General features: G+C 64.6%; 21 protein-coding genes. 14 read left to right on the forward strand and 7 right to left on the reverse strand.

The window, feature by feature from the left end:
- The first annotated feature begins 136 nt into the window (after positions 1–136).
- Complete coding sequence (locus tag HV711_RS08960) at positions 137–1,969, forward strand: VRR-NUC domain-containing protein (RefSeq protein WP_035483869.1); 1,833 nt, start codon at positions 137–139, stop codon at positions 1,967–1,969.
- Positions 1,966–4,230, forward strand: a complete 2,265-nt coding sequence (locus HV711_RS08965) for an ATP-dependent DNA helicase (RefSeq protein WP_035483867.1) — start codon at positions 1,966–1,968, stop codon at positions 4,228–4,230. Before HV711_RS08960 ends, HV711_RS08965 begins: the two co-directional genes overlap by 4 nt.
- Positions 4,231–4,234: 4 nt before the next feature.
- On the opposite strand, the gene HV711_RS08970 is transcribed toward HV711_RS08965, so the two are convergent.
- Together HV711_RS08970 and HV711_RS08975 are read right to left on the reverse strand one after the other, a co-directional pair.
- Positions 4,235–7,003: a mechanosensitive ion channel family protein gene (locus HV711_RS08970; protein WP_035483866.1), complete on the reverse strand. Its 2,769-nt coding sequence runs from the start codon at positions 7,001–7,003 to the stop codon at positions 4,235–4,237.
- Positions 7,004–7,392: 389 nt separating this feature from the next.
- Positions 7,393–8,844 carry a sigma-54-dependent transcriptional regulator gene (locus HV711_RS08975; RefSeq protein WP_013590248.1) on the reverse strand — a complete coding sequence of 484 codons (1,452 nt, stop codon included), beginning with the start codon at positions 8,842–8,844 and terminating at the stop codon, positions 7,393–7,395.
- Here HV711_RS08975 and HV711_RS08980 point away from each other — a divergent pair.
- The 6 genes from HV711_RS08980 to HV711_RS09005 all read left to right on the forward strand — a co-directional run bounded on the left by HV711_RS08980 (position 8,837) and on the right by HV711_RS09005 (position 13,680).
- Positions 8,837–8,980, forward strand: coding sequence for a hypothetical protein (locus tag HV711_RS08980; protein WP_157097413.1), 144 nt, complete (start codon positions 8,837–8,839; stop codon positions 8,978–8,980). The genes HV711_RS08975 and HV711_RS08980 overlap by 8 nt on opposite strands.
- Positions 8,977–9,390 (forward strand): hypothetical protein, encoded by a 414-nt coding sequence (locus HV711_RS08985; RefSeq protein WP_156946560.1) that lies wholly within the window; start codon positions 8,977–8,979, stop codon positions 9,388–9,390. Before HV711_RS08980 ends, HV711_RS08985 begins: the two co-directional genes overlap by 4 nt.
- Before the next feature lie 801 nt (positions 9,391–10,191).
- Positions 10,192–10,416 carry a hypothetical protein gene (locus HV711_RS08990; protein ID WP_425195020.1) on the forward strand — a complete coding sequence of 75 codons (225 nt, stop codon included), beginning with the start codon at positions 10,192–10,194 and terminating at the stop codon, positions 10,414–10,416.
- Between the two features lie 160 nt (positions 10,417–10,576).
- On the forward strand, positions 10,577–12,025 hold the full coding sequence (locus tag HV711_RS08995; protein ID WP_035483863.1) for a nicotinate phosphoribosyltransferase: 1,449 nt from the start codon (positions 10,577–10,579) through the stop codon (positions 12,023–12,025).
- A gap of 218 nt (positions 12,026–12,243) precedes the next feature.
- Positions 12,244–12,723 carry a nuclear transport factor 2 family protein gene (locus tag HV711_RS09000; protein ID WP_035483861.1) on the forward strand — a complete coding sequence of 160 codons (480 nt, stop codon included), beginning with the start codon at positions 12,244–12,246 and terminating at the stop codon, positions 12,721–12,723.
- Between the two features lie 54 nt (positions 12,724–12,777).
- On the forward strand, positions 12,778–13,680 hold the full coding sequence (locus HV711_RS09005; RefSeq protein ID WP_028359867.1) for a 2OG-Fe(II) oxygenase: 903 nt from the start codon (positions 12,778–12,780) through the stop codon (positions 13,678–13,680).
- A 75-nt stretch (positions 13,681–13,755) separates the two neighbouring features.
- Here the strand turns inward: HV711_RS09005 and HV711_RS09010 are convergent, their stop codons facing one another.
- From HV711_RS09010 to HV711_RS09020, 3 genes are all read right to left on the reverse strand, one after another.
- A complete protein-coding gene (locus HV711_RS09010) occupies positions 13,756–14,193 on the reverse strand; it encodes a GNAT family N-acetyltransferase (RefSeq protein WP_013590243.1) in 438 nt (145 codons plus the stop codon).
- Between the two features lie 25 nt (positions 14,194–14,218).
- Positions 14,219–15,658 carry an MFS transporter gene (locus HV711_RS09015; RefSeq protein ID WP_035483859.1) on the reverse strand — a complete coding sequence of 480 codons (1,440 nt, stop codon included), beginning with the start codon at positions 15,656–15,658 and terminating at the stop codon, positions 14,219–14,221.
- A 340-nt stretch (positions 15,659–15,998) separates the two neighbouring features.
- Positions 15,999–16,880: an isocitrate lyase/PEP mutase family protein gene (locus tag HV711_RS09020; protein ID WP_013590241.1), complete on the reverse strand. Its 882-nt coding sequence runs from the start codon at positions 16,878–16,880 to the stop codon at positions 15,999–16,001.
- Between the two features lie 220 nt (positions 16,881–17,100).
- Between HV711_RS09020 and prpR the strand changes: the two genes are divergently transcribed.
- The 3 genes from prpR (at position 17,101) to ahpF (ending at position 21,600) form a co-directional block, all read left to right on the forward strand.
- A complete protein-coding gene (gene prpR, locus HV711_RS09025; RefSeq protein WP_028359870.1) occupies positions 17,101–19,086 on the forward strand; it encodes a propionate catabolism operon regulatory protein PrpR in 1,986 nt (661 codons plus the stop codon).
- A 123-nt stretch (positions 19,087–19,209) separates the two neighbouring features.
- On the forward strand, positions 19,210–19,773 hold the full coding sequence (ahpC, locus tag HV711_RS09030) for an alkyl hydroperoxide reductase subunit C (RefSeq protein ID WP_035483856.1): 564 nt from the start codon (positions 19,210–19,212) through the stop codon (positions 19,771–19,773).
- Between the two features lie 234 nt (positions 19,774–20,007).
- Positions 20,008–21,600, forward strand: coding sequence for an alkyl hydroperoxide reductase subunit F (gene ahpF, locus HV711_RS09035; protein WP_035483853.1), 1,593 nt, complete (start codon positions 20,008–20,010; stop codon positions 21,598–21,600).
- 168 nt (positions 21,601–21,768) lie between these two features.
- Here ahpF and HV711_RS09040 read toward each other — a convergent pair whose 3' ends face one another.
- Positions 21,769–22,494, reverse strand: coding sequence for a pirin family protein (locus HV711_RS09040; RefSeq protein WP_035483851.1), 726 nt, complete (start codon positions 22,492–22,494; stop codon positions 21,769–21,771).
- Between the two features lie 178 nt (positions 22,495–22,672).
- Between HV711_RS09040 and HV711_RS09045 the strand changes: the two genes are divergently transcribed.
- Entirely contained in the window at positions 22,673–23,563 is an 891-nt protein-coding gene (locus HV711_RS09045) for a LysR family transcriptional regulator (RefSeq protein WP_014971832.1), read from the forward strand.
- Positions 23,564–23,626: 63 nt separating this feature from the next.
- Here HV711_RS09045 and HV711_RS09050 read toward each other — a convergent pair whose 3' ends face one another.
- A complete protein-coding gene (locus HV711_RS09050) occupies positions 23,627–24,643 on the reverse strand; it encodes a 1-aminocyclopropane-1-carboxylate deaminase (protein ID WP_035483847.1) in 1,017 nt (338 codons plus the stop codon).
- A 161-nt stretch (positions 24,644–24,804) separates the two neighbouring features.
- On the opposite strand from HV711_RS09050, the gene HV711_RS09055 reads away from it, so the two are divergent.
- Both HV711_RS09055 and msrA read left to right on the forward strand, forming a co-directional pair.
- Positions 24,805–25,332: an Lrp/AsnC family transcriptional regulator gene (locus HV711_RS09055; protein ID WP_035483846.1), complete on the forward strand. Its 528-nt coding sequence runs from the start codon at positions 24,805–24,807 to the stop codon at positions 25,330–25,332.
- 176 nt (positions 25,333–25,508) lie between these two features.
- On the forward strand, positions 25,509–26,264 hold the full coding sequence (gene msrA / locus HV711_RS09060; RefSeq protein ID WP_014971830.1) for a peptide-methionine (S)-S-oxide reductase MsrA: 756 nt from the start codon (positions 25,509–25,511) through the stop codon (positions 26,262–26,264).
- Positions 26,265–26,266: the final 2 nt, after the last annotated feature.

Raw genomic sequence — 26,266 nt, forward strand, 5'->3', positions numbered from 1 at the left:
GAGCAGGCCGTAGTGGCCGAACCCGTCACGTATCGCCAGATCGCGCAACGTCCGCCAAAGGTCAAAGCTTCACCATAATGTGAAATTGTGGAGCTAAATGGATAGCCCTTATAAACATACAGGTCTTGCAAACTCCGTGGCAACCGATGCTCCGCCGGCTTCCCCCGCCGGCGTTCCCTACTATCTGCAGAATTTCGAGCGCGCGCTGGCATGGCTCGCGCAACGTTACGACGACCTGCTCGATGCGAGCGAGCGCGCTTTTCTCGACGCCTTCGCGCTGTTGCCGCAGGCTTCGCGCGCGTTGCTGGTTCGCATGCTGATGCGCAAGGGCACGCTGTTTCGTGCGAGCCGCCTCGCTTACGACGAGATAGGCTGCCCGCTGCAAGCTGCGGCGCCCCTCAGCGCGCTGGGGTGGCTAGATCCGGCGCCTCATTTGACTCTCGACGATCTGTTCGCGCTCACTACGCGGGCCGAACTGCTGGACATTTTCACCGAGGCGTTGCAGTTGATCCCAGGCGCGCGCAGCCTGCGCAAGCCCGCGTTGCTGGACGCGTTGCGCCCGTTTCATGCGTCGGGCGAGGAGGGCGAGGAGGGCGATGAGGACGAAAGCGCCAGTACGCCCGCGCGTCCGCTCTCCGCATGGCACCGTCATTCAAACGATTGCGTGTTTCGCGTCGACATTGCGCCGCTGTGCGAGCGTCTGCGGCTAATGTTCTTCGGCAATCTGCAACAGGACTGGTCCGAGTTCGTGCTCGCCGATCTCGGCGTGTTCCAGTATGAGAAGGTCGCGTTCGGGCCGTCGTCGCGTGCCTTCCAGCAGCGCGCGGACGTCGACGTCTATCTCGCGTTGCACGCGTGTCGCGAGGAGCTGGCGTGGCTAGCGTCATTCGGATTGCTGATGAATGCGGATGAAGAACAGACCGCGCTAGATGAACTCGTCGCGCGCGTTCGCGCCGTGCAAACGTCTAACTCATGGCTGGACCTGCGCCGCGCGAAGCTGCTCTTTCGCATCGGTCAGCATGGCGAACGGCGGCAAATGTGGGCCACCGCATTGGCCGTCTACGAAATGTGCGCCTGGCCCGGCGCGCGTCACCGGCGCATGCGTGTGCTCGAGCGGAGCGAGCGTTTCGACGCCGCGCTCGCGCTGGCGTCGCAGGCTGCCGTCTCGCCCGAAAGCGAGGAGGAGGCGCAGCGCGTCGCGCGCATGCTGCCGCGTTTGCAGCGCAAGCTGGGTAAGCCCGCGGCTCGTATGCCCGCTGCGCGTGGGGCCGAACGCAGCATGTTGACGTTGCCGAGGCCTTTGGCGCCGCTGGCGGTCGAATACGTCGTGCGCGACCATCTGACGTGTGAAACTGCGCCGGTGCATTACGTCGAGAACGCGCTGATCAATTCGCTGTTCGGCTTGCTCTGCTGGGAACCCGTGTTCGCCGCGCTGCCTGGCGCGTTTTTTCATCCGTTTCAACGCGGCCCCGCTGACCTCCACGCGCCGGACTTTCACACGCGGCGCGCCACGCAGTTCGCCGCGTGTCTCGCTCAGCTCGATACCGGCGCGTATCGCGAGACGATTCTGCGGCATCTGCGCGAGAAAGACGGTGTGCAGTCGCCGTTCGTGTTCTGGGGACTGCTTACACCCGAACTCGTGGCGACGGCGCTCGACTGCCTGCCCGCCGCGCATCTGAAGCTGTGGTTTCAACGCCTGCTGCGCGACGTGCGCGGCAATCGTTCGGGTCTACCCGACCTCATCCGCTTCTGGCCCGGCGAGCGCCGTTATGAACTGATCGAGGTGAAGGGCCCCGGCGACCGCTTGCAGGACAACCAGATCCGCTGGCTCGCGTACTGCATGCAGCACGGCATGCCGGTGCGCGTGCTCGACGTGCGTTGGGCCGACGAAGCGCAGAGCGATGCGCTGGAGAATCTGGCCGTCGACGCAGGCGCGCCTGCCGCGTTGGCCGCGGAGCGCACCGTATGACCTACGTCGTCGCCGTACGAGCGATGTGCGAGTTCACCGCAAGACGCGGCGACCTCGATCTGCGGTTTACGCCGGCGCCCACTTCGCTGGAAGGCATGGCGGGCCATGTGACCGTCGCCGGGCGCCGTGCGAGCGGCTACGAAAGCGAAATCACGCTGACGGCTACGCATCGCAACCTGACGGTTCGGGGCCGCGCTGACGGCTACGACCCTGCGCAGAACCGCCTCGAAGAGATCAAGACCCATCGCGGCGATCTCGAGCGCATGCCCGCGAATCACCGCGCGCTGCACTGGGCGCAGGCACGGGTGTACGGACATTTGCTGTGCCGCGCGCGTGGGCTGGGCGGCTTGACGGTCGCGCTGATTTATTTCGATGTGGGCAGTCAGAAAGAAACGTTGCTCACGCAAACGCATAGCGCGCGCGAGCTTGAAATTTTCTTCGTCGAACAGTGCGAACGGTTTCTCGACTGGGCCGTGCAGGAAGAAGCGCATCGTGCCGCGCGCAATGCGGCGCTGAGTGCACTGCAGTTCCCGCATGCGCAGTTTCGTAGTGGGCAGCGGGAGCTCGCGGTGTCCGTGTATCGCGCCGCGCGCGACGGCAAACCGCTGATGGCGCAGGCGTCCACCGGCATCGGCAAGACGCTCGCCACGATCTTTCCGTTGCTGAAGGCGTGCGCGGCAGAGCACATCGACCGCGTGTTTTTTCTCACTGCGAAAACGCCGGGCCGCGCGCTGGCGCTCGACGCCATAGAAACGCTGCGTCGGAGCGCGGCGCCGTTGCCGTTGAGAACGCTTGAACTCGTAGCGCGCGACAAAGCCTGCGAACATCCCGACAAAGCCTGCAACGGCGAGTCGTGTCCGCTTGCGCGCGGCTTTTATGACCGGCTCGACGCGGCGCGCAGCGCGGCGCTCGCGGGCGCGCGTCTCGATCGTGCGGCAGTGCGCGAAGCAGCGCTCGCCCATGACGTGTGTCCCTATTACCTCGCGCAGGAACTCGCGCGCTGGGCCGACGTCGTGGTGGGCGACTACAACTACTACTACGACAGCAGTGCGATGCTGTACGCGCTCACGCAGATCAACGCGTGGCGCGTGGGCGTGCTGGTCGATGAGGCGCACAATCTGCTCGACCGCGCGCGCCGCATGTATACGGCGTCGCTCGATCAGGCCGCGTTGCGGCTCGCGCGCAAGACCGCGCCGCCAACGTTGCGAAAGCCGCTCGAGCGTTTGCAGCGCGAATGGAGTGCGGTCAAGCGCGCGCAAGCCGCTTCGTATCAGGTATACGCCGAGGTGCCGGGCAAGCTGCTGTCCGCCGCGCAGAATCTGATCGGCGCGGTCACGGATCAGCTTGCCGAGGCGCCGCTTTCCATCGACGAGACAGGGCTGCGATTCTTTTTCGACGCCATGCATTTTGTCGCGCTCGCCGAACAGTTCGGCGAGCATTCGATTGTCGACATCACGCTCACGACAGACCGTCACGCGCCGCGCGACAAAACCAGTTGCGTGATCTGCGTACGCAATGTGATTCCCGCGCCGTTTCTCGCGTCACGTTATGCGGCGGCGCGCACGACGGTGATGTTCTCCGGCACGCTCACGCCGCATCATTTCTACCGCGATACGCTCGGCCTCGCCAGAGACACACCATGGCTCGATGTCGAAGGTCCGTTTCGCGCAGAACAGTTGCAGGTGAAGGTGGCGGGCAACGTGTCGACGCGCTGGCGCGATCGCGAGCGTTCGCTCGAGCCCATCGTCGATCTGATTGCGAGGCAGTATGCGGTGAAGCCCGGCAATTACCTGGGTTTCCTGAGCAGTTTCGAGTACTTGCAGCAGATCGTCGCGCTGATGCGCGAGCGGCATCCCGGCGTGCCCGTCTGGGCGCAGGAGCCGGGCATGGACGAAGCGGCCCGCGACGCTTTTCTTGCACGCTTTCGCACAACGAGTCAGGGCGTCGGCTTTGCCGTGCTGGGCGGCGCGTTTTCCGAAGGCGTCGATCTCGTCGGGCAGCAGTTGATCGGCGCCTTTATCGCGACGCTCGGCTTGCCGCAAATGAACGAAGTGAACGAAGAGATGCGCCGCACGATGGAGGCGCGTTTCGGCAGTGGCTACGAATACATGTACCTGTACCCCGGTTTGCAGAAGGTGGTGCAGGCGGCGGGGCGCGTGATCCGCACGGAGCACGACGAGGGCGTCGTGCATCTGATCGACGACCGTTACAGGCGGCCCGAGGTGCGCCGCCTGTTGCCCCGCTGGTGGCAGGTTCAGTAGGACTTCATTCGTGCGGCGAGGTCGGTCCCGGATTCGCGGGCGTGCCGGGTCCGCCGGCGGGCTTGGAATCGACAGGTATCTGGTCTTCGACCGGCGCGTCGCCTTTAGCGCCTTTAGCGCCTTTAGATGAGACATCGGACGAAGCGCTGTCGGCGGACGACCGGCTCGAAGGCGCTGGCTGCTCTTGCCGCGGTGGCTTATGTTGCGGCGGCTCCTGTTGCGGCGGCTCGCCGGCATCCACGCGCGGCGCCACGCTGTCCGGGTCCCACGTCAGCAGGTTGCGCTGGGGGTTCGCGATTTCGATGCCGCGCTCGCGGAAGCGGTCGAGAATACGCCGGTTGAATTCGCGCTGCACGCCCCAGCGCGCCGAGTCGCGGCACTGTATCTGACCGGCGAGCGTGACCGCCGAGCCGTCCACGGCGTCGACGCCCCAGAAGCTGAAGTCGGACAGAATGCCGTCCTTGAATTTTTCGTCCTCACGTAGCGCGGCGCCGATTTCCTTCAGCGTATTGATGGCGAGATCCACATCCTGACCGAACACGATGTTCACGCGCACCCCGGCATTGCCGATGCCGCGATTGGTGTTGTTGACCGTCGAGACCGAACTGAACGGCACGGTGTAAAGCGAGCCGTCGCCGCCCCGCAGCCGCACCGTGCGGATCGACAGATACTCGACGGTGCCGGACACGCCCGCGAGCGTGACCCAGTCGCCGACCTGCATCGCGTTTTCCATGAGCAGAAAAATGCCGGTGATGAAGTCCTGCACGAGCTTCTGCGAACCGAAGCCGAGCGCCACGCCGAAGATGCTGGCGCCCGCGAGCAGCGGCCCGATGTTCACGCCCAGCTCACTCAGTCCGGTCAGCACGACGACGAGCGCGATGACGACGAAAAGGCCGGTGCGCAGCATCGGCAGCAGCGTGCGCAAACGCGCGGCGCGCACGAGATCGCCGCTCGTCGTCCATCTGTCGAGCCGCCGTTCGACGGACACATTCACGCTTTCCCAGACGACCAGCGCAATCACGGCCGCCACGCCGATCGTGACGATGGCCGACGCGAGCCGATGGCCCACGCTGCCGTTGCGGAACAGCTCGCCGATGTCGACGCCCCACACCGCGAGCAACGCGAGCGCCGTCGCAATGCCGATGATCCACGAGACCACGCGCCGCAGCAGCGGGTAGTAGCGGTATGCGTGCTGATGCACGAGCGACTTGCCGGCGTCTTCGCGTCCGTTGAAGAGCCGCGCGAGCCCGCCGAAGATCACGATGGCGAGCACGCGCGCACCCACCAGCACCGCGATCGACATGCCGCCGAGGTGCAGCAACGCGTGATAGCCGTTCTGCACGTCGAGCGCCCAGATGAACCACAGCGCCATCACGACGAACACCGCGAGCCACGCCCATGCATCGGCGAGCGCATTGGCCGCCATCTCAAGCGATTTGCGGGCCGCGGCGCGCTGCCGGATCAGTTCGCCGACCGGCTTCGCGCATTGCAGGATCAGGATGGAAAGCATCACATGGCCGGCGAGCGCGACGACTTTCATCAATGCGAGGTGCGCGGCGTCGTTCAGGCCGAGCGAATGCGCGATTTCCGCCAACGCTGAACCCACGCCCACCACGCTGACAATGCGGATCACCCAGCGGTGCACGAACGCTGCCCACGCGTCGCTCATGCGCAACAGACGCAGGCGCGGCGCGGCCGGCTGCAGGAAGAAGCCGCTGACGATCACCACGAGGCGGCACAGCACATAAATATCGACGAGCGAATCGAGCGCGCGGTCTTGCGGCGTGCCGTCGTCGGTGAAGATCGACATGAGGGCGCTCGCCGCGCCGACGAACACCGCCAGCGGCACGAGCCGCAGCACCGTGACGAGCAGCGCGCGCGGCAGGCGCTGCAGGAGCGTCCAGTGATGCGTGGCGTTCTGCTTGCCACGCACTTCGGCTGCCTTGCCGGCGGCTGCGGACGGTGTGGCGGTCGGCCCGACCGAAGGTTGACCGGTGGCGGGCGTAGCGGCCGCGCCCACGGCGGCGGCTTGTTCTGCTCTGGTTGCCGCGTTGGACTCCGCTTCGGCGCGCGCCTCGGCTGGCGGGGCAGCGGGCAAGGGCGGCGCGGCGTGGGCCGCGTCGGCGGGTCGGGGCTCGACATCGACCGGCAAATCGGTGCGCGCGTCGAGGAACGGGGCGTCGGCGGGATCGGCGTGTTCGCGCCGCGCCGCCAGCGCGCGATACGCGCGGCGCAGCAGACGCCGCGCTAGCCATTCGAGCACGAGCGCCGGCAACAACGCGGCGAGCAGCGACCATGCGACGTGCGCGAGGATGGAGCGGGCTTGCGGACTCGTCGACTGCCAGTTCCACCACGCGCGCACCGAGGCGACATCGAGCAGCGCCGTCACCGAGTTGCGCAGCGACGTGCCCAGATGGACGGCCCAGTGCGCGCCCTGACGCGCGAGTTGCGAAGCGAGTCCATTGGATTTGAATGCGGCAGGCACGAGCGCGGCGGCGCCGCTCGCAGCCGCGGGCGCGGAGGCGGCGGTCGCGGCGGAAGCCGGGGCGCTGAGCGCGCCGGCGGCGGCGATGGCCTGCAAGGTATCGGCGACCTGGGCGCGGCGCTTCGGGTCGTTGAGCACGGCGAGCGCCTGGCGCGCCTCGTCCGGTGTCAGCGTGACGGCGGTGCCTGACGCCGCCGAGGCTGGCGTGGCCGGCGTCACGGCGGCGAACACGGGCGGGGCGCCGAAAAGAAACAAAGCGACGAAAGAGGCGTGTAGTAGTTTGCGCATAAGGTATGAGACGGGCTGCGGAGTGCGGACGGCTGGCAGGACGCATCGGCCGCGCTGGCGATGGTGGCCTGGTCTTGACCGACACCGCTTTCGTGACACAAGTTCCTGAGGTGGAGTTCGCGAGGCCGTGAGGCGGCCCGATTCGGCAAGAGGCGGTGCCGGCAAAAAGCGGTAGCAAATTGCTTGCCTGTGCGTGGCACGCGGGGCCAAGTGGGCGCGAGAAGCGCCAGGAGCGCTAAGGCCAGGAGCGCTAAGGCCAGGAGCAACGGAGCACAGGCAGTACAAGCAGTGCGAGGGACGGAGGGTGTGAGGTGCGCTGGCCAGACGCTCGCTAGCCAGTCAGGAGGAAGGGGGCGCACAGGGGCGGCGCGGCCGCCCACGGCAAGAAATTACGCCGAAGCCGCCGACATCAGCGAAGGTGCGCGCCTCTCGGCTTCGCCGTCCCCGTCGGCATCCGTGCCGCCGTTGGACCCATGGCCGCCCGACGGCTCCGGATGCAGCCGGTCGGCGTGCATCAGCCGGTACAGCGTGGCGCGCGAGATGCCGAGTTCAGCCGCCGCTTCCGACAATTTATAACCATGCCTCTGCAATGCATGTTCGATCGCGTCTTTTTCGGCCTTGCTGCGAATTTCCGCGAGCGTGACGGCCGGGCCGTTGTCCGTGGCGGGCAAGCCGAGATCGTTCGCGGTGATGAAACGGCCCTCGCTCATTACGACGGCGCGCCGCACGCAGTTGATCAGTTCGCGCACATTGCCTGGCCACGCGTAGTTCGACATGGCGACGATGGCGTCGCTCGACAGCCCGCGCAGTTTGCGCGCGCCGTCCTGCTTGTACATGCTGAGTGCATAGTTCGCGAGCAGCTTGATGTCGCCGCCGCGTTCGCGCAACGGCGGTTCGACGAGGCGCAACACGCACAGCCGGTGATACAGGTCGGCGCGGAAGCGGCCTTCCTCGACGGCCTTGTCGAGATCGACGTGGGTCGCCGAAATAACGCGAACGTCAACGTGAATCGGGCCATTGCCGCCGAGGCGCTCGATCGTGCCTTCCTGCAGGAAGCGCAGCAGCACGGCCTGGCATTCGTGCGGCATATCGCCGATTTCATCCAGAAAGAGCGTGCCTTCATGCGCGCTTTCAATCCGGCCGATCTTGCGCTGGAGCGCGCCGGTGAACGCGCCGCGTTCATGACCGAACAGTTCCGCTTGCAGCAGGCTCGGGGGAATCGCCGCGCAGTTAATGGCGACGAACTGACGGCCCGCACGCGGCGAGCGCTCATGGATGGCGCGTGCGGTCAACTCCTTGCCCGTGCCCGACTCGCCCGCGATGAACACCGGCGCTTCGGTCGCGCCGCATTTGTCGATGCGCCGGTACAGCTGCTGCATGGCCTCGCATTGGCCGACCATGCCGTGCCGCCCGAGCGACGGTTCCGGCGCGACATGAACGTGCCGCAGCGACGACAGCCCGTGCGCGTGGCCGAGCGCGAACACGAGCCGCTCGTTCAGCCACGGCCGCGTGACAAAATCAAAGCAGTAATCGAGGATGAAACGGCTGACGAGTTCGTTATCCGCCTGGCCCGGCGCGATTTGCGCGACCCAGTTGGTTTCGGGGCGGCGCATGCACGAGGCAAGCGCGGAGAGTTGCTGCGACGTGCAGTCTTCCGGCAGTTCGACAAGACCGACCTTGATGTTGTCGCGGTCGATCACGCGCTCCGCGCTCGCGGTGTTTTTCGCGTGCACGGCATGCCAGCCGGATTGGGCGAGAAAGTCCGCGAGTTTCTGATCGGGCGAGTTCGATACGTAGAGAACCGTGCGTTCCGTGTCCGCAGATGCGAAAGTCATGTCCATTACCCCCGATTCCGTGCTGCTCTCAAAACTGCTGTTCGACGTTGTTAAAGACCGGCAGGCAAAGACCGGCAGGCAGGATGAACTACGTCGCAACCGCCGGGGTAGTTCATCCGCGAATCACTTGTACCGCTTGTGAATTCTCTCGCCTATTGGATCGCGCTCTTGGCGGCGCGTGACTTAAACATAAGCGAAAGCGCTTTGGAATGCTATACAAACAAATCAGTAGCGGAAAAGTTTGTTGATTTGACTGGCGCTTATTCGGTAGTCGCCGGAAATTCGGGGCACTGCGTGCTTAATCGACTGCCGCTCCAATTCCAATACGTCAAGCCCGGTTATGCGCGCTGGGGTACACAGCGCGTGAACGAACGCGTCACGCGCATGCACACGCCGCCATTTCCGATGTTTCATGCCTGCAACAGAATCGGCATTATGCGTTTCCACCAAATCGGCACCGTTTTGATGCGCCTCGATGTCCGCCTATTTGTCCGGGGCTTCCACGCAAACCGCGAATGCGCGCGGGGAGCAAGGAATACGGCACTCAAATGAAGCGCGTATGCCATGCGCGCAATACGTCTCTTTTACGCCGATCTCGGGCCGCAAAGCGTCTCGAATACGAATCACTGGGCGTGCTTCGAGCGGGCCGCACTTCGGCGGATAGCGGCGCATCGTGGATGATGCCCCGTGCGACAGGACTTAGGCGCACATGGCATAGCCATTGCGATAAGCGAGTCACAGCGAATGTGTTGCTGCCCGTCAGCCGAGGAAGATGAGGCCGAAGCGAGGGAAAAGCCGAAACGACCGGCAGCAACAGAACGACTTCGTGGACGCGGCCGGGGAATGCCAATGCGTCTGACGAGGCTGCGGCGGGGCCACTGACAGACGGACGTCAAATAAGAGGGGCGAACAACCGATGCGAAGCGGTTGTTCTGCACCCGGCGACGCAAAGCTCTGACCTCGCCGGTTTTTTCGTCTGTGAAGGGGCAGGTGTTGGCTAAATAACGACAGGTACCTCGCGCGAAACGTTTGCGCGAGCGACGTGCATAACAGGGAAGGGGCAGCGTACGGTCTGGACCAACCGGCGCGACGAAGCGGGGAGAAGGCCAAAGCCTCCATCAGAGAGGCGCAAATGCGAGGTGGACCGGGCGCCGTGTTCGCGCTGTCGCGTGGGCACGGCGGACCTGGAAGGCTGCAGCGCAGCCGTCAGCGTATCAGCGTGTCATTCGTACGGGGGATGTCATGAAAACGCCAATTTATGGGCCGGCCCGCGCGCCGCGCCACGCCCAGTCAGCAACTTCAGCCACGGCAGCCACGTCAGCCACGTCAGCCACTCGATCTGCGGCGCCGGTCGTGCGTCTTCGTTATCGGGCCTACTTGGGCGCGCGGCGCGCAGGGTTCGCCGCGCCGCCCGTCGATCTGATGACGCTCGTGATTGCCGATGCGATCAAACGGCGCGCGCGGGCGGAGATTCAGCGCCCCGCGCTGCGCGACGCCTGCGAACTGCCGGTGGCGCAGGAGAGGAACGCCGGGTGCGATGCGGAGAGCCCCGCGTGGGAAGACGGCGACCCGGACTGACCAGCGCTTTGGACCGCTGCGCACGGCGGGCGCCGCATGCGCTCTGCATAAGTGTCGAACCAGACCTCGGAGTCGGCGCGGCAACCGCACGCCGCGTGCTGCACGCTCGTGGCATCATGTAAAGCCAGTTTCTGTCGGCGAGCCGAGTGCGGGGTCCTCCATGGCCAACGAGTTCAGCGGTCCTAGCGGCGTGTCTGCGATTCTCTCGAATCCGATTCTCAACACGGATTCATACAAGGCGTCGCATTATCTGCAGTATCCGCCGGAAGCGTCGGCGATGTTTTCCTACATCGAATCGCGCGGCGGGCGCTACGACCGTACGCTCTTTTTCGGCCTGCAGATGCTCATCAAGGCGTATCTGTGCCGGCCGATTACCGCGCCGATGATCGACGAAGCCAAGGCATTCTTCGGTGCGCACGGCGAGCCGTTCAACGAAGCGGGCTGGCGCTACGTCGTGGAGCGTCACGGCGGTTATCTGCCGGTGCGCATTCGCGCGGTGCCTGAAGGTTCGGCGGTGCCCACGCATAACGTGCTCGTCACCGTGGAATGCGACGACCGCGAGGTTTTCTGGCTCGCGTCCTATCTCGAGACCCTGCTCTTGCGCGTGTGGTATCCGATCACGGTCGCAACGCAAAGCTGGCATCTGCGCAAGACGATCCGCGACTATCTGCTGAAGAGCAGTGACGATCTGACCCAACTGCCGTTCAAGCTGCACGACTTCGGGGCGCGCGGCGTGTCGAGCGCGGAATCGGCGGCGATAGGCGGCGCGGCGCACCTCGTGAGTTTCATGGGATCGGATACGGTGCTCGGCGTGGTGGCCGCGAATCACTACTACAACGAGAGCATGGCTGCGTTTTCGGTGCCGGCCGCCGAACACAGCACGATCACCTCATGGGGGCGCGAGCGCGAGACCGAGGCGTACCGGAACATGATCGCGAAGTTCGCAAGGCCGGGCGCAATCGTTTCCGTGGTGTCGGACTCCTATGATCTGTTCGCGGCACTGAAAGTGTGGGGCACGGAGCTGAAGCAGGCGGTGCTCGATTCCGGCGGCACGCTCGTGATCCGCCCTGACTCCGGCGACCCGCGCAGCATCGTGCTGCAAACCTTGCGTGCGCTGGAGGCGTCGTTCGGATCCACGGTGAACAGCAAGGGGCGGCGCGTGTTGAACAACGTGCGCGTGATTCAGGGCGACGGCGTGAATCCGGACTCGCTCGAGGCCATTCTCGCCGCGATGGACCACGCGGGTTTTGCGGCGGACAACATCGTGTTCGGCATGGGCGGCGCGCTGTTGCAGCAGATCAATCGCGATACGCAGCGCTTTGCGATGAAATGTTCCGCCATCCGGCTCGGCGACGCCTGGCACGACGTGTCGAAAAACCCGGTCACGGACACCACCAAGCGCTCCATGAAAGGGCGGCTGACGCTGCTCGTCAATCGTCGAACGGGCGAGTACCGCACCGCCACGCTGCCGCTCGCGCCGCAGGAGAACGCCGGCGCTGCCGCGGCGGATTGGCAGGACGCGATGGTCACGGTGTTCGATTCGGGCAAACTGCTGGTCGACGATTCGCTCTCCGCGATCCGCGCTCGCGCTCATGCGCACGAGGGCTAGCCCTTGGGCGTCCACGGGCGTGCGCGTTTCATTGGATACAATCCCGGTTCCGCACGTGTTCAGGAAGCGGACTTCCACAGCGGCTTAAAAAGCGGCTTGAAGTCGGTCACAAGCAGGCCTCGCGCAGCCTGAAGCAGGCCTTAAGCAGACACCAGGCAGACACCAGGCACGCAGCAAAGCAACGCTTCGAAGCAGCCGGCAACCCATTACCAGAACAAATGAGCCATCCCAACACTCAAGTGATCGAACGCTTTTACACGGCGTTCCAGCGGCGCGATGCCAAGACCATGATTGCCTGCTACGCGGACGACGTCGTCTTCAGCGACCCCGCGTTCGGCGAATTGCGCGGTGACGAGGTGCGCGACATGTGGCGCATGCTCGTCACGCGCGCGCAGGATTTTTCGCTGACCTTTGACAGCGTGGAAGCCGACGAGCACAGCGGTCGCGCGCATTGGACCGCGGGCTATGTGTTCAGTCAGACGGGCCGCCCGGTGGTCAATCATGTCGAGGCGCGCTTTGCGTTTCGCGATGGGCTCATCGTCGCGCATCGCGACAGTTTCGATTTGTGGGCATGGATGCGTCAGGCGTTGGGCGCGCGCGGGGCATTGCTCGGCTGGTCGCCGCTCGTGCAGCGCACGATCCGCGCGCGGGCGAGGAAGGGGCTCGAGATTTACCGGCGCCAGGAACATAACGTCTGAATGCGGGCCTCGGCCGATGCACTATTCTTGTTTTATCCAACAGCGGGGACAGGTATGCCGGTAGTGGATGCCGCATGGCAGGAATGGCTGCGTACCAACGCGGCGCGCGGCTGCACCATGGATTCGATGATCGAGGCCATGGTGCAGGCCGGCTTTGCCGCGGACGCCGCAAGCGAAGCGGTGCGCGGCGCGTTCGGCCTGAGCGCGTCCGCCACGTCGGCGGCGGCGAGCTCCGCGGCCTCGGCGGGCGGAACGGAAGCCGCGCTGCCGCAGGCTGCGCAGCAGGCGCGCTCAGCCTATCAATACGACGCGGGCCCCGTCGCGCCGGGCAATACGATTCGCGCCTTCGACCGCGACGTGCAGGTGTTGATGCGCTGCGACCGCCCGCAGGTGATCGTGTTCGCGAACGTGCTCTCGCCGGAGGAATGCAACGAGGTGATCGAGCGTTCGCGGCATCGGCTGAAACGTTCGACCATCGTCGATCCGGCGACCGGCCAGGAAGGCGTGATCCGCAATCGCACCAGCGAGGGCATCTGGTACCAACGCGGAGAAGACGCGTTTATCGAGCGGCTGGACCAGCGTATTGCGAGCCTGATGAACTGGCCGGTCGAGAACGGCGAGGGCTTGCAGATCCTCCACTACGGCCCGACCGGCGAATACCGGCCGCATTTCGACTATTTTCCGCCCGATCAGCCCGGCAGCGCAGTGCACACCGCGCGCGGCGGGCAACGCGTCGCGACGCTCGTCGTCTATCTGAACGACGTGGCCGACGGCGGCGAAACGATCTTTCCGGCAGCGGGTTTGTCCGTGGCCGCGAAGCAGGGCGGCGCGGTGTACTTCCGCTATATGAACGGCCAGCGCCAGCTCGATCCGCTGACCTTGCACGGCGGCGCGCCGGTGCGTGCCGGTGACAAGTGGATCATGACCAAATGGATGCGCGAGCGCGCATACGTCTGATGGCGGCCGTGCCGCGCGCCGCGGCCGGCGCCGGTTCGCTTGTCGGTTCGTTTGCCGGTGATTGCGCCGGGCTCGTCAGGCGCTTCGGTAAACGTCCGGGTTATGCACTTCCATGAAAAGCCCAGGGTTCGACAAAGCCTTGAACCCGTGCGGCCGATACACATGGTGCGCGTCCGTCGTCGCCAGCATGATTCTTCTCAGGCCCTGCAGCGACTCGCTCGCAAAGAGCTGCGCGAGCAACGCATGTGCATAGCCTTTGCCGCGATACGACGGCAGCACGAAGACATCGCATAAATAGGCAAACGTCGCATGGTCCGTGACGACGCGCGCGAACGCCACCTGCCTGCCGCCGACATAGCCGCCCACGCACAGCGAGCCGGCAATCGCGCGTTCGAGCGTCTCGCGCGGCATGCCCTTGGCCCACGGCGTTTCCTGCGAGAGAAACGCATGCACCATGTCGATGTCGAGTTCGTCTTTATTGCTCGAAATTCGCAGCTCGTTGAGAGTCGTCACGTGGTCTCCTGATTGCTGGTGCAGCTCAGCCTTTCGCGGGATCTTCCGCGCCGCGCGAGCCGCCGCCGATGCTCTGGCCGGCGTCGCGCGCAAGGCCCATGTAGCCGATCACCGACAGAAGCGTCAGCACGCCCGCCAGCAGAAACGCGAGGCGGAAATCGTCGAGCGTGAAGACGTGGCCGGGCGTCTGGCCGTTGAAGAATGCGGCGGCGCGCAGCGACACCGCGCCGAACGCAATGCCGAGGCCGATCGTCATTTGCGCCGCGGCGCTCCAGAGGGTGCTGGCCGCGCTCATTTGCGGCTGCGCGACGTCGGCATAGGCGAGCGTCGCGAGCGTCGAAAACTGCATGGAGCGCGCCACGCCGTAGACGAACACCACGATCAGCACGAGCGCGAGCGGCATCTCGGGCGTCAGCAAGCCGCACGCGATGATGAAGATGCCGGCCACCGTCACGTCCACGATCGACACCATGCGAAAGCCGAAGCGCTGCAGGATGCGCGTGGTGAGCGCCTTCATGCCGAGATTGCCGAGCGCGCTCGCGAGCAGCAGCAGCCCCGACTTGAACGCCGACAAGCCGAAGCCGACCTGGAACAGCAGCGGCATCAGATAAGGCACGGCGCCGATGCCGATACGCGTGAACGAGCCGGTCACGACGGTGACCGAAAACGTCGGAATCTTGAGCGTGGAGACGTCGATGAGCGGATGCGGATGGCGCTTCGCATGCTGGAACGCGACGACCCCGACGACCAGGCCCGCGGCGATAATCGCGCCGGCGATCCAGGGATTTTCGGCAGGCTGGCTCGCCAGTTCCGCGCCGTACAGGATCGCGGTGAGCGCCGTGCCGCTCAGCAGCAGGCCCACCACGTCGAGCGGCTTGCGCTCGCTGCCGCGCAGGTTCGGCACCATGGCGAGCGCGACGGCCATTGCGGCGAGGCCGAACGGCACGTTGAGCAGGAAAATCCAGCGCCACGACGCGTAAGTCGTGATGAAGCCGCCGATCGGCGGGCCGACCACCGGCGCCGCAATGGCCGGCCACGTGATGGTGGAAATGGCCTGCATCATGCGGCTCTTTTCGGTGCTGCGGACGACGATCAGCCGGCCCACCGGCACCATCATGGCACCGCCGATGCCTTGCAGCAGGCGCGCGGCGGTGAATTCGGCGACGTTCTGCGAGAGGCCGCACAGCACGGAGGCCGCCGTGAACACGCCGATCGCCGTGAAGAAGACGGTGCGCGAGCCGCAGCGGTCGGCAATCCAGCCGCTTGCCGGAATAAAGATAGCCAGCGCCAGCATGTAGGCCGTCATGCCGAGACTCACGCTGTTCGGCCCGACGCCGAACGAGTGCGCCATCTGCGGCAACGCGGTCGCGATCACCGTGGTGTCGAGATACTCCATGAAAAACGTGGCCGCGACGATGTAGGGCAGCCAGCCGACATGCTTGTCACGCGCGCTCGCTGCGCTCATCGCCGGGCCCCCGGCAGCTTGCGCGTGAGAGCGTCGTCGGAGCGTGCGTGAATAACGCAGGCGGCAACGCCGCGCGCAGTGCAACTGACTCGCGATGTGATGGGCTTCATTGTTTGACTACCTTTCGAATACGTGTGTGCGCCGTTCAACAAGCCGCTACGTCGAGTCCGGACGTCGCCGGATAGCGACCTTTTCCGGCCGGCCTTGAATCCTAGCGCAATCCCGCCTCGCGCATCGGCAAGCCCCGCACGCTGACCGCAACTTTGCGCACAGTGTCTGTGCGAAGCACGGCGCGTGCCGTTCCGCGCGCGAGGCAACACGTTCCGAAGAGGCGCGCCGCTCAGTCTTTCGCGGCGTATTCGCGGTCGAGCCGGTCGTAGAGCGGCTTGTTCACGAGCCGCTGGCGCTCGCTGAACGGCGCGACGAGCGTCGCGTCTTCGTCGAGGCGGCCGTTCGCCTGAAGGCTGCCGAGCGCGCGCTGCATGCCGAGCACCGCGCCTTGCAGCGCCGCGTTCGCGTAGAGCACGATGCCGTAGCCGAGCTTCGCAAGCGCCTCGCGCGACTGGACCGGCGTTTTGCCGCCGATCACGATGTTGATCAACTGCGGCGTCTCGAAGAGCGACGGCAGGCGCTCGATGTCCGCGAGCGATTCGGTGGCCTCGATGAACAGAATGTCTGCCCCCGCCTCGATAAAGCGGTGACCGCGCTCGATCGCGTCTTCGATACCGTGCACGGCCGCGGCGTCGGTGCGGGCCATGATCTGCAGATTGCCGTCCTCGCGGGCATCGACGGCAGCGCGGATCTTGCCGGCCATTTCGCTCGCGCTGATCACTTCCTTGCCGGAGAAGTGGCCGCACTTCTTCGGCATGATCTGGTCTTCGAACTGGATCACGTCGGCGCCGCTGCGCTCCAGCACCCGCACGGTCTGGCGCACGTTCAACGCGTTCCCGAAGCCCGTGTCGGCGTCGACGATGAGCGGCAGCGCCACCGCGTCGCGAATCCGCGCGGTGTGCTCGGCGACTTCGGCAAGTCCAATGAAACCAAGGTCCGGCAAGCCGAGCGACATGTTCGTGACGCCCGCGCCGGTGATGTAAATGGCCTCGAAGCCCGCATCCTCGATGACGCGCGCGCTCATCGCATTGAAGGCGCCCGGCACGAGCAGGCCCTGGCGTTGGTTGACTTTGGCGCGGAAGGCGGCGCGGCGCGTGGCGGAAGTGGTCATGACGGTGGGTCTCCGGAAAGGTTGAGAGCGGCTGACGACGCGCTTAAGCGCAGAAACTATGCCATTGATGATGCGGCGAAAGGCTTTTGCTTTGAAATCAGCCATTTGCAGCCAGACCGGACGCTGCGCCGTTTCGTGGCACAATGGCCGGATCGTTCCATGAAACGTTTCATGGAACGTTTCATTGCTGGCCTTGCTTGCCGCAGCCCGGAGACTCCGCATGTCCACTTTCACGCCGCCGTTCGTCAGTACCGACTCGGGCCGGCCGGGCGTCGCGCTTGTCAGTATCAGCCGCCTGCAGTCGCTTTGCGAGACGATTGCACCGCGCTACGCCGAGCACGCCAGATTTTTCTCGATTCGCGAAGGCTACGGCGCGGCGGTGACCACGCTGCAAAGCTACGTGGATGCCGGTTCCGTCGACGTCGTGCTCGCCGCCGGCTCGAACGGCGCCTATTTGCGCGACAACCTGAGCGTGCCGGTGGTCATGGTCAAGGTGAACGGCTTCGACGTGTTGAGCGCGATCACCCACGCCACCACCACATGGCCTGGCGCGCCCATCGGCCTCGTGCTGCACGAAACGATCTCGCACGAACTCGCCGATCTGGGCGGCTTGCTGACCGTCCACCTCACGCAGCGCGCGTATCGCTCCGTCGACGAGGTCAAGACCGCCGTCAACAACCTCGCCGCCGAAGGTTGCCGGGTCATTATCGGACCGGGCATGGCCTGCGACCTCGCGCAGCAGGCGGGACTCGCGAGCGTGTTTCTGTACTCGCTCGGCGCGGTGGAGGAAGCTTTCGAGCGTTCGGTCGAACTCGCGCGCGTGAGCCGGCAGAAGGAGTCCAAGCGCGTGCGTCTGAACACTATCGTCGCGCATTTGCGCGACGGCGTGGCCGCTTTCGACGACGCCGGCCAGCTCGAAGCCGTCAATCCCGCGATGCTCGAGCTGCTCGGCCTCGAAGGCGGGCGCGACATGCCGGCGCAGCTCGCGCGACGGGTCGGCCCGTGGCTGCGAGACGCGCTCGAACGCGGCGGTGCCGTCGACGAGCGCATCGAGCAGATCGGCCAACGCTCGCTCATCGTCAATTGCGTGCCGATTGTGGAGCAGGGCGCGCGCTCGGGCGCGGTCGTGACGGTGCAGGACGCGCTCGTCGCGCAGCGGATCGACCGGTCGCTGCGCACGAGCCAGCGGCCGAAGCATCTGGTCGCCCGGCATCGGCTGGAAGATCTGGTCGGCGCATCGGCGGCGCTCGAACGCGTGCGGCGGCTCGCGCACGCGGGCGCGGCGCACGACGCGACTGTCCTCTTGAGCGGCGAGAGCGGCACCGGCAAGGAGCTGGTCGCTCAGGGCATCCACAACGCGAGCCGACGGCGCGGTAATCCGTTTGTCGCCTTCAATTGCGCGGCGCTGCCGGAAGGTTTGATCGAAAGCGAGCTGTTCGGCCATGAAGAAGGCGCGTTCACCGGCGCGCGGCGGGGCGGCAAGCCGGGACTTTTCGAGATCGCCCACACAGGGACCATTTTTCTCGACGAGATCGGCGAGATGCCGGCCGCGCTGCAAAGCCGGCTGCTGCGCGTGCTGCAGGAGCGGGAGGTCATGAAGCTGGGTTCGGGCCGGGCTACGCCCGTCGACGTGCGCGTGATCGCCGCCACGCATCGCGACCTGCCTGCGCTCGTCGGCGACGGCGCGTTTCGCGCGGACCTGTATTTTCGTCTGAATCTGCTTCAGATAGAATTGCCGCCGCTGCGCGAGCGACGCGCCGACGTGCTTCCGCTGGCCCGGCACTTGTTAAACCGCACTGGGCTCCAATATGGATTGTCCGAGGCGGCGATCGGGCGGGTGCTGAAGTTTCTGGCGCCTTTGTTCGAGCGCTATGCGTGGCCCGGGAATGTGCGCGAACTCGACAATCTGCTGGCGCGCGCGGCCATTTATCTGGGCGCCACGACAGGCGAATCTGACGGTGACATCGGCCCGGATCTGCTGGCGCTGTTTCCTGAATTCGAGCGGATGCAGCGGGAAGACGGGCACGGCGCGCCGTCGACGGCTGCCGCTGCTGCCACGTTGGCCGCGCCCCGTCTCACGCCGAGCCGCGACGAGGTCGTGAGGGCGCTCGAACAGTGCGGCGGCAACCGCGCCGCGGCAAGCCGGGCGCTGGGCATTGGCCGGACGACGCTGTGGCGGCTTCTGAAGGCCGACGAAACGCGATAGGCGCAGGTCTGGAAGTAGATAGATGTAATCTATCAAGAGAATTAAAACAATCCACTTTACCTATTAAGCGCGGTCTGAGATACTGACTCCACTTTCCCACCACTCAGAAAGAGGACTCAGCAAATGCCGATCATCAACAGTCAAGTCAAACCGTTCAAGGCACAGGCTTATCACAACGGCGAGTTCGTGACCGTCACTGAAGAAAGCCTGAAGGGCAAGTGGTCGGTTTTCGTTTTCTATCCGGCCGACTTCACGTTCGTTTGCCCGACCGAACTGGGTGACCTGGCCGATCGCTACGCCGATTTCCAGAAGCTCGGCGTTGAAATCTACAGCGTGTCGACCGATACGCACTTCACGCACAAGGCCTGGCACGACACGTCGGACACGATCCAGAAGATCAAGTACCCGATGCTGGCCGACCCGACGCTGGCCATTTCGCGCAACTTCGACGTGCTGATCGAAGAAGAAGGTCTGGCACTGCGCGGCACGTTCGTGATCAACCCGGAAGGCGAGATCAAGCTGTGCGAAATCCACGACAACGGCATTGGCCGCGACGCCGCCGAACTGCTGCGCAAGGTGCAGGCAGCGCAATACATCGCCGCTCACCCGGGTGAAGTGTGCCCCGCCAAGTGGACGCCGGGCGCAGAAACGCTGACCCCGTCGCTCGACCTGATCGGCAAGATCTAAGCTCTCGCAGGTTCACGGGTTTAAATCAGCTTTGGTCGGGCTTTAACCAGGCTCTAATAAGGCTTTAGCCGAAGCTGAGTCAGCTTCAAAGCTTCAGGCAGTCGCGCCCCTCGCGGCGCATCACCGTGCGGACCGCTTCATGCAGCGGTTCGCGCGTCCCCGGGCCGCACGCGTTCTATCGAATGCGCGCGGAGCCGGGAACCCAACACCCCATCGTCACGGAATCGAATAGCCATGCTTGATGCCAATCTCAAGACTCAGTTGAAAACGTACCTCGAAAAGGTTAGCAGGCCTATCGAGATCGTCGCGTCGCTCGACGACAGCGCAAAATCGCAAGAGCTGCTGGCATTGCTGAACGATATCGCGACGTTGTCGGAGCGCGTGAGCGTCGTGGAGCGTCGCGACGACAGCGAGCGCAAGCCGTCGTTTTCGATCGGCGAGCCGGGCAAGGGCATCGGCATCCGCTTCGCGGGCATTCCGATGGGGCATGAATTCACGTCGCTCGTGCTTGCATTGCTGCAGGTCGGCGGCCATCCAGTCAAACTCGACGACGCCGTGATCGAACAGATCCGCAGTCTCGACGGCGACTATCAATTCGAAACGTATTTCTCGCTCTCGTGCCAGAACTGCCCGGAAGTGGTGCAGGCGCTGAACGTGATGGCGTTGATCAACCCGCGCATCCGTCACGTGGCGATTGACGGCGCGCTGTTCCAGAACGAAGTCGAAGCACGCCAGATCATGGCGGTGCCGACCATGTTCCTGAACGGCGAAGTGTTCGGCCAGGGCCGCAGCGGCGTGAAGGAAATCCTCGCAAAGCTCGATACGAACGCCGGCGCCCGTGCGGCGAAGGAACTGGAAAAGAAGCCGGTGTTCGACACGCTGATCGTCGGCGGCGGGCCGGCGGGCGCGGCGGCGGCGATCTATTCGGCACGCAAGGGCATCGTCACTGGCGTGGTCGCGGAACGCTTCGGCGGCCAGGTGCTCGACACGCTCGCTATCGAAAACTTCGTGTCCGTCACCGAAACCGAAGGGCCGAAATTCGCCACCGCGCTCGAACAGCACGTGAAAACGTACGAAGTCGACATCATGGACGTACAGCGTGCCGAAGCGCTGATTCCGGGGCGCATCAACGAAGTGCGCCTCGCAAACGGCGCGGTGCTGAAGGCCCGAACCATCATTCTCGCGACGGGTGCGCGTTGGCGCGAAATCAACGTGCCGGGCGAGCGCGAGTATCGCAATCACGGCGTGGCGTACTGCCCGCACTGCGACGGTCCGCTCTTCAAGGGCAAGCGCGTCGCGGTGATCGGCGGCGGCAACTCGGGTGTGGAGGCGGCAATCGACCTCGCGGGTATCGTGCGCGAAGTCACGCTGCTCGAGTTCGGCGCGACTTTGCGAGCCGACGAAGTGCTGCAACGCAAGCTGCGCAGCCTACCCAACGTGACCGTTATCACGCAGGCGCAGACCACCGAAATCACCGGCGACGGCAAGAAGGTCAATGGCCTCGTCTACAAGGACCTGCGTTCGGATGAAGTGAAGCAGATCGAACTGGAAGGCGTGTTCGTGCAGATCGGCCTCGTGCCGAACACCGAGTGGCTGAAGGGCACGGTGGAACTGTCGAAGCACGGCGAGATCGTGGTCGATGCACGCGGCGCGACGTCGGTCCCGGGCGTGTTCGCGGCCGGCGACGTGACCACCGTGCCGTTCAAGCAGATCGTGATTGCGGTGGGCGAAGGCGCGAAGGCATCGCTTAGCGCATTCGATCATCTGATTCGCAATAGTGAGGAAGCCGAAGCGGCGAACGAGGTGGAAGCCGAAGCGGCAGTTTGATAATCGGACTTCACGCGTAGCGAATAACGGCGGCCTGCGGGCCGCCGTTTCTGTTTTCATCACGCCGATGTCGCAGCGGCTGCAACCGGAAAGCGCCGCGCAAAAAAACCGCGCGGCGCGAACCGGGCGGCTTTCATGAGCATGCGTGTGTTAGAGGCGGCACACCGCTTACGCCCACAGCTCCGACACCTCGTTGTTGCGCAAGTCGAACACCAGCACTTCGGCATCGTGCCCTTGCGTGAAGCTCAGCGCTTCTTCGCCGCGCACGCGTGCGCCGTCGCCTTCGCCGAGCTGCACGCCGTTTACCGTCACGCTGCCGCGCGCCACGTGCACATACGCATAGCGGTCGCTTGCGAGTTCCAGCCGCGCGGTTTCATCGCCGTCGAACAGGCCGGCATACACGCGCGCGTCCTGTTGCAGCGTCAGCGAACCGTTAGCTCCATCCGGCGACAGAACGAGGCGCAGCACGCCGCGCTTGTCCTCCGCGCTGAAATGCTGCTGCTGATAGCGCGGTGCGGTACCCATTTGCGCCGGCGCAATCCAGATCTGCAGGAAGTGCACGGGCTCGCTCTTCGAATGGTTGTATTCGCTGTGCGCAACGCCGGTTCCCGCGCTCATCAACTGGATGTCGCCCGGCACGATTACCGAGCCGGTGCCCATCGTGTCCTTGTGCCCGAGAGCGCCTTCCAGCACATACGAGAAAATTTCCATGTCGCGGTGCGGGTGCTTGCCGAAGCCTTGGGCCGGTGCGACGCGGTCGTCGTTGATGACGAGCAGATCGGAGAAGCCGTTCTGCTTCGGGTCGTGGTAATGCGCGAACGAAAAGGTGTGACGCGAGCTAAGCCAGCCGTGCTCTGCGCGGCCGCGTTGATTGGCATGTCTGATTTCAAGCATCTGTTTCTCCTGTCGAGTGGAGCGCGCCAGCGCCCGACTCGTCGTTCATGCAACTTTCGTTGCGGGCGATCCGGACGGGTAGGTTGTCCGCGATCCATGACCAGAAGTGTAGGTCAACCTGAACGGATATAATCGGCGTATAGTTGGAAAGACCGTCTCCTTCTAGTGGACAATCGCCATGCAACTGGACGACATGCGCATCTTCGTCGCGACCGTCGACGCTCATAACTTCACTGCCGCGGCGAAGCGCCTTGCGCTGTCCAAGCAGTTCGTGAGCCGCCGGGTCATGGCGCTGGAAGAAGCGCTCGGCGTGCCGCTTCTCGTGCGCAATACCCGCAAGCTTGCCGTGACCGACCTGGGCCAGGAGTTCTACGAGCGGGCCAAACGCATTCTGGGCGAGGTCGAGGACGCCGAGCAGGCCATGTCGCTGCGGCGGGCGGGGCCACGCGGCCTCCTCAAGGTGAGTGCGCCGATGTCCTTCGGCATGCTGCATCTGTCGCCGCTCGTCGCGGATTTCTTGCGCGAGCATCGCGACGTGCGTTTCGACATGGAGTTGAGCGACCGTACCGTCGACGTGGTCGGCGAGGGCTTCGACATGGCCGTGCGAATCGGCGTGTTGCCGGATTCCACGTTGATCGCGCAAAAGCTGGTGGATGTGAATCTGGTCGCGTGTTGCAGTCCGGCGTATCTGCGCCGCCGCGGCAGGCCCGCCGCGCCCGCTGACCTGGCGCGTCACTCATGCCTGCTTTATGGACACGGCGGTGTGGTGACCTGGGAATTCGCCGTGGACGGCGCGGTGAAAAGCTTCGAAGTGCACGGGCCGCTGCGCGCCAACAATGGCGACCTGATTCGTGATGCGGCCGTAGCCGGCCTCGGAATAGTTCGGCTTCCTGATTTTATCGTCGCCGACGCATTGCGAAGCGGCCGGCTCGTCACCGTGCTCGACGAATTTTTGCCGAGCCCCACCGGCGTCTACGCGGTCTATCCCCAACATCGGCAGAGCTCGCTGACCATTCGCGCGTTCGTCGACTTCTTGCGCAAACATCTGAAAAAGCGCCTTACCGCATGAGCGCGAATACGCAACGGCCCACAGGTCGCATTCAACCCTGGACCGTCGCACGCCACGCTGCCGTTAGCCGTCGCGGAAAATAAAGCTGTAGCCATTGAGCGCGGGCACGCCGCCGAGATGCGCATACAGCACGCGCGAGCCTTCGGGAAACTCGTCGTTGCGCACCATGTCGATCATGCCGTGCATCGACTTGCCCTCGTAGACGGGATCGGTCAGTACGCCTTCCAGGCGCGCGCACAGGCGGATCGCCTCGAGCGTGCCGTCATTCGGCAGACCATATTCCGGGCCGCCGAAGCGCTCGTCGAGCACCACATCCTGCGCGGTGATGTCGCGCCCGAGGCCGACTTTCTCCGCGGTCCGACTGGCGATTCGCGTGATCTGTTCGCGCGTCTGCGCGGGTTTCGCCGACGCGTCGATACCGATGACGCGATCCGCGCGGCCGTCGGCGGCAAAGCCCACCACCATGCCGGCCTGTGTGCTGCCCGTCACCGAGCACACCACGATGTAGTCGAACTTGAAGCCGAGTTCGGCTTCCTGCTGGCGGACTTCCTCCGCAAAACCGACGAAGCCGAGGCCGCCGAGCGGATGGTCCGAGCAGCCGGCAGGAATCGCATACGGCTTGCCGCCGGCGGCGCGCACGCTTTCCAGCGCGTCTTCCCAGCTCTTGCGAAAGCCGATGTCGAAACCGTCCGGCACGAGGCGCACGTCGGCGCCGAGTATGCGCGACATCTGAATGTTGCCCACGCGGTCGTACACCGCATCCGAATAGTTGACCCAGTTTTCCTGCACGAGCACACACTTCATACCGAGATGCGCGGCGACCGCCGCCACCTGGCGGGTTTGATTCGACTGAATCCCGCCGATGGAAACCAGCGTGTCGCAGCCTTGTGCGAGCGCTTCGGGAATCAGGTACTCCAGCTTGCGCGTCTTGTTGCCGCCGAACGCGAAGCCGCTGTTGCAATCCTCGCGCTTTGCATACAGATGCACTTTGCCCCCCAGATGATCGCTGAGGCGCTTGAGCGGCTGGATCGGCGTGGGGCCGAAAGTGAGCGGGTAGCGGGGAAAGCGTTGCAGGTTCATGGCATCTCCGGGGTTGAGGGTGTGGGCGCGGGCAGCGGGCCGCTGCGTTCAACACATGGTAGGAAAAACCGCGGAAAATGAGCTTGCGAAGAAAATCCTGTCGGCGTAATTTAAATAACCGCCAGAAGCACAAATCTCAACTTTGTTTCCTGAATAAACCCATGAACAAAATAAAAGTTCGCCAGCCCTCAGCACGCCAGGCCGCCTCGGCGCCCGCAGCCGAGTCGCTTCAGTCGCTGGACCGCATCGACCGGGCGATCCTGCGCCAGTTGCAAACGGACGCGTCGATTTCGAACGTCGCGCTGGCGGCCAAGGTGAAGCTGAGCGCGCCGGCCTGCCTGCGGCGCGTCGAGCGTCTGAAGGAATCGGGCCTGATTCGCGGCGTGGTCGCGTTGATCGACCCGAAGTCGGCGGGGGCGGGCATGCTGGTGATCATCGGCGTGGTGCTCGATCGGTCCACGCCCGAGTCGTTTGCCGACTTCGAGAAAGCGGCGCAGACCGTGCCGGGCTGCATGGAGTGCCACGTCGTCACGGGCGAATTCGATTACTTCATGACGATCCGCACGCGCGACAGCGACAGCTTCAATCGCCTGCACGCCGAACAATTGCTGTATTTGCCGGGTGTACGGCAAATCCGCTCGTTCATGGTGCTCAAGGAGATCCTCTCGACCACGCGCTTTCCGCTGTGAGTGCTTTGCCAACGGCATGCGCTGCCCTGCGCAAAGCGGGAAACGCGCGCATGCTGTCATTCACGCGGCCTTCGCGCGACTAATTTGCGGGGCCGTTCGCTTCCCGCGAGACCCACGCGGGTAGGCGCGAGGCGAGCGGTATGGCACACGCTGTAGTCTCAATCAGGACACACATCATGAATATCGACAATCGTATCGACGGCAAGCGCGCCCACTCCCGCGCGGCGCGGCTCTGGCTCGACGTCCGCGTCGGCGTCGGCTTCGGCCTACTCGCGCTGCTGCTTGCGCAACGCGTGGCGTTTTCATCGGAGAACGCCGTGCCGATCGCGCCGCCCGCGCTGGACGAGCCCGTCCCGGCAGCATCGGCGCATGAAGAAACCGCGGTGTTTGCGGGTGGCTGTTTCTGGGGCGTGCAGGGCGTGTTCCAGCATGTGCGTGGCGTGAAGCAGGCCGTCTCGGGCTATTCGGGCGGCCAGCGCGACACCGCGCATTACGAAACAGTCAGCGGCGGAGCCACGGGCCACGCCGAGTCGGTGCAGGTCACGTTCGACCCCGCGCAAGTCACCTATGGGCAGTTGCTTCAGGTGTACTTCTCGGTCATCCACGACCCGACACAGCTCGATCGTCAAGGTCCCGACAGCGGTCCGCAATACCGGTCCGCGGTGTTTCCCCTGAACGATACGCAGCGGCGCGTCGCACAGAGCTACATCGCGCAACTCGACAAAGCACACGCTTTCCCGGCGCCGATCGTGACGAAGCTAGAACCGTTCAAGGGCTTCTATCCGGCCGAGTTCTATCACCAGAACTACCTTACCGAGCATCCGAACTCGGCGTATATCGCGCTCAACGATATACCGAAGGTGGCTAGCCTCAAGCGGCTCTTTCCCAGCTTGTATCGCGACAAGCCGGTGCTTGTTCAGGTCGCGCGATAACG

The sequence above is a fragment of the Paraburkholderia phenoliruptrix genome, from assembly GCF_902859825.1.
Taxonomy (GTDB): domain Bacteria; phylum Pseudomonadota; class Gammaproteobacteria; order Burkholderiales; family Burkholderiaceae; genus Paraburkholderia; species Paraburkholderia phenoliruptrix.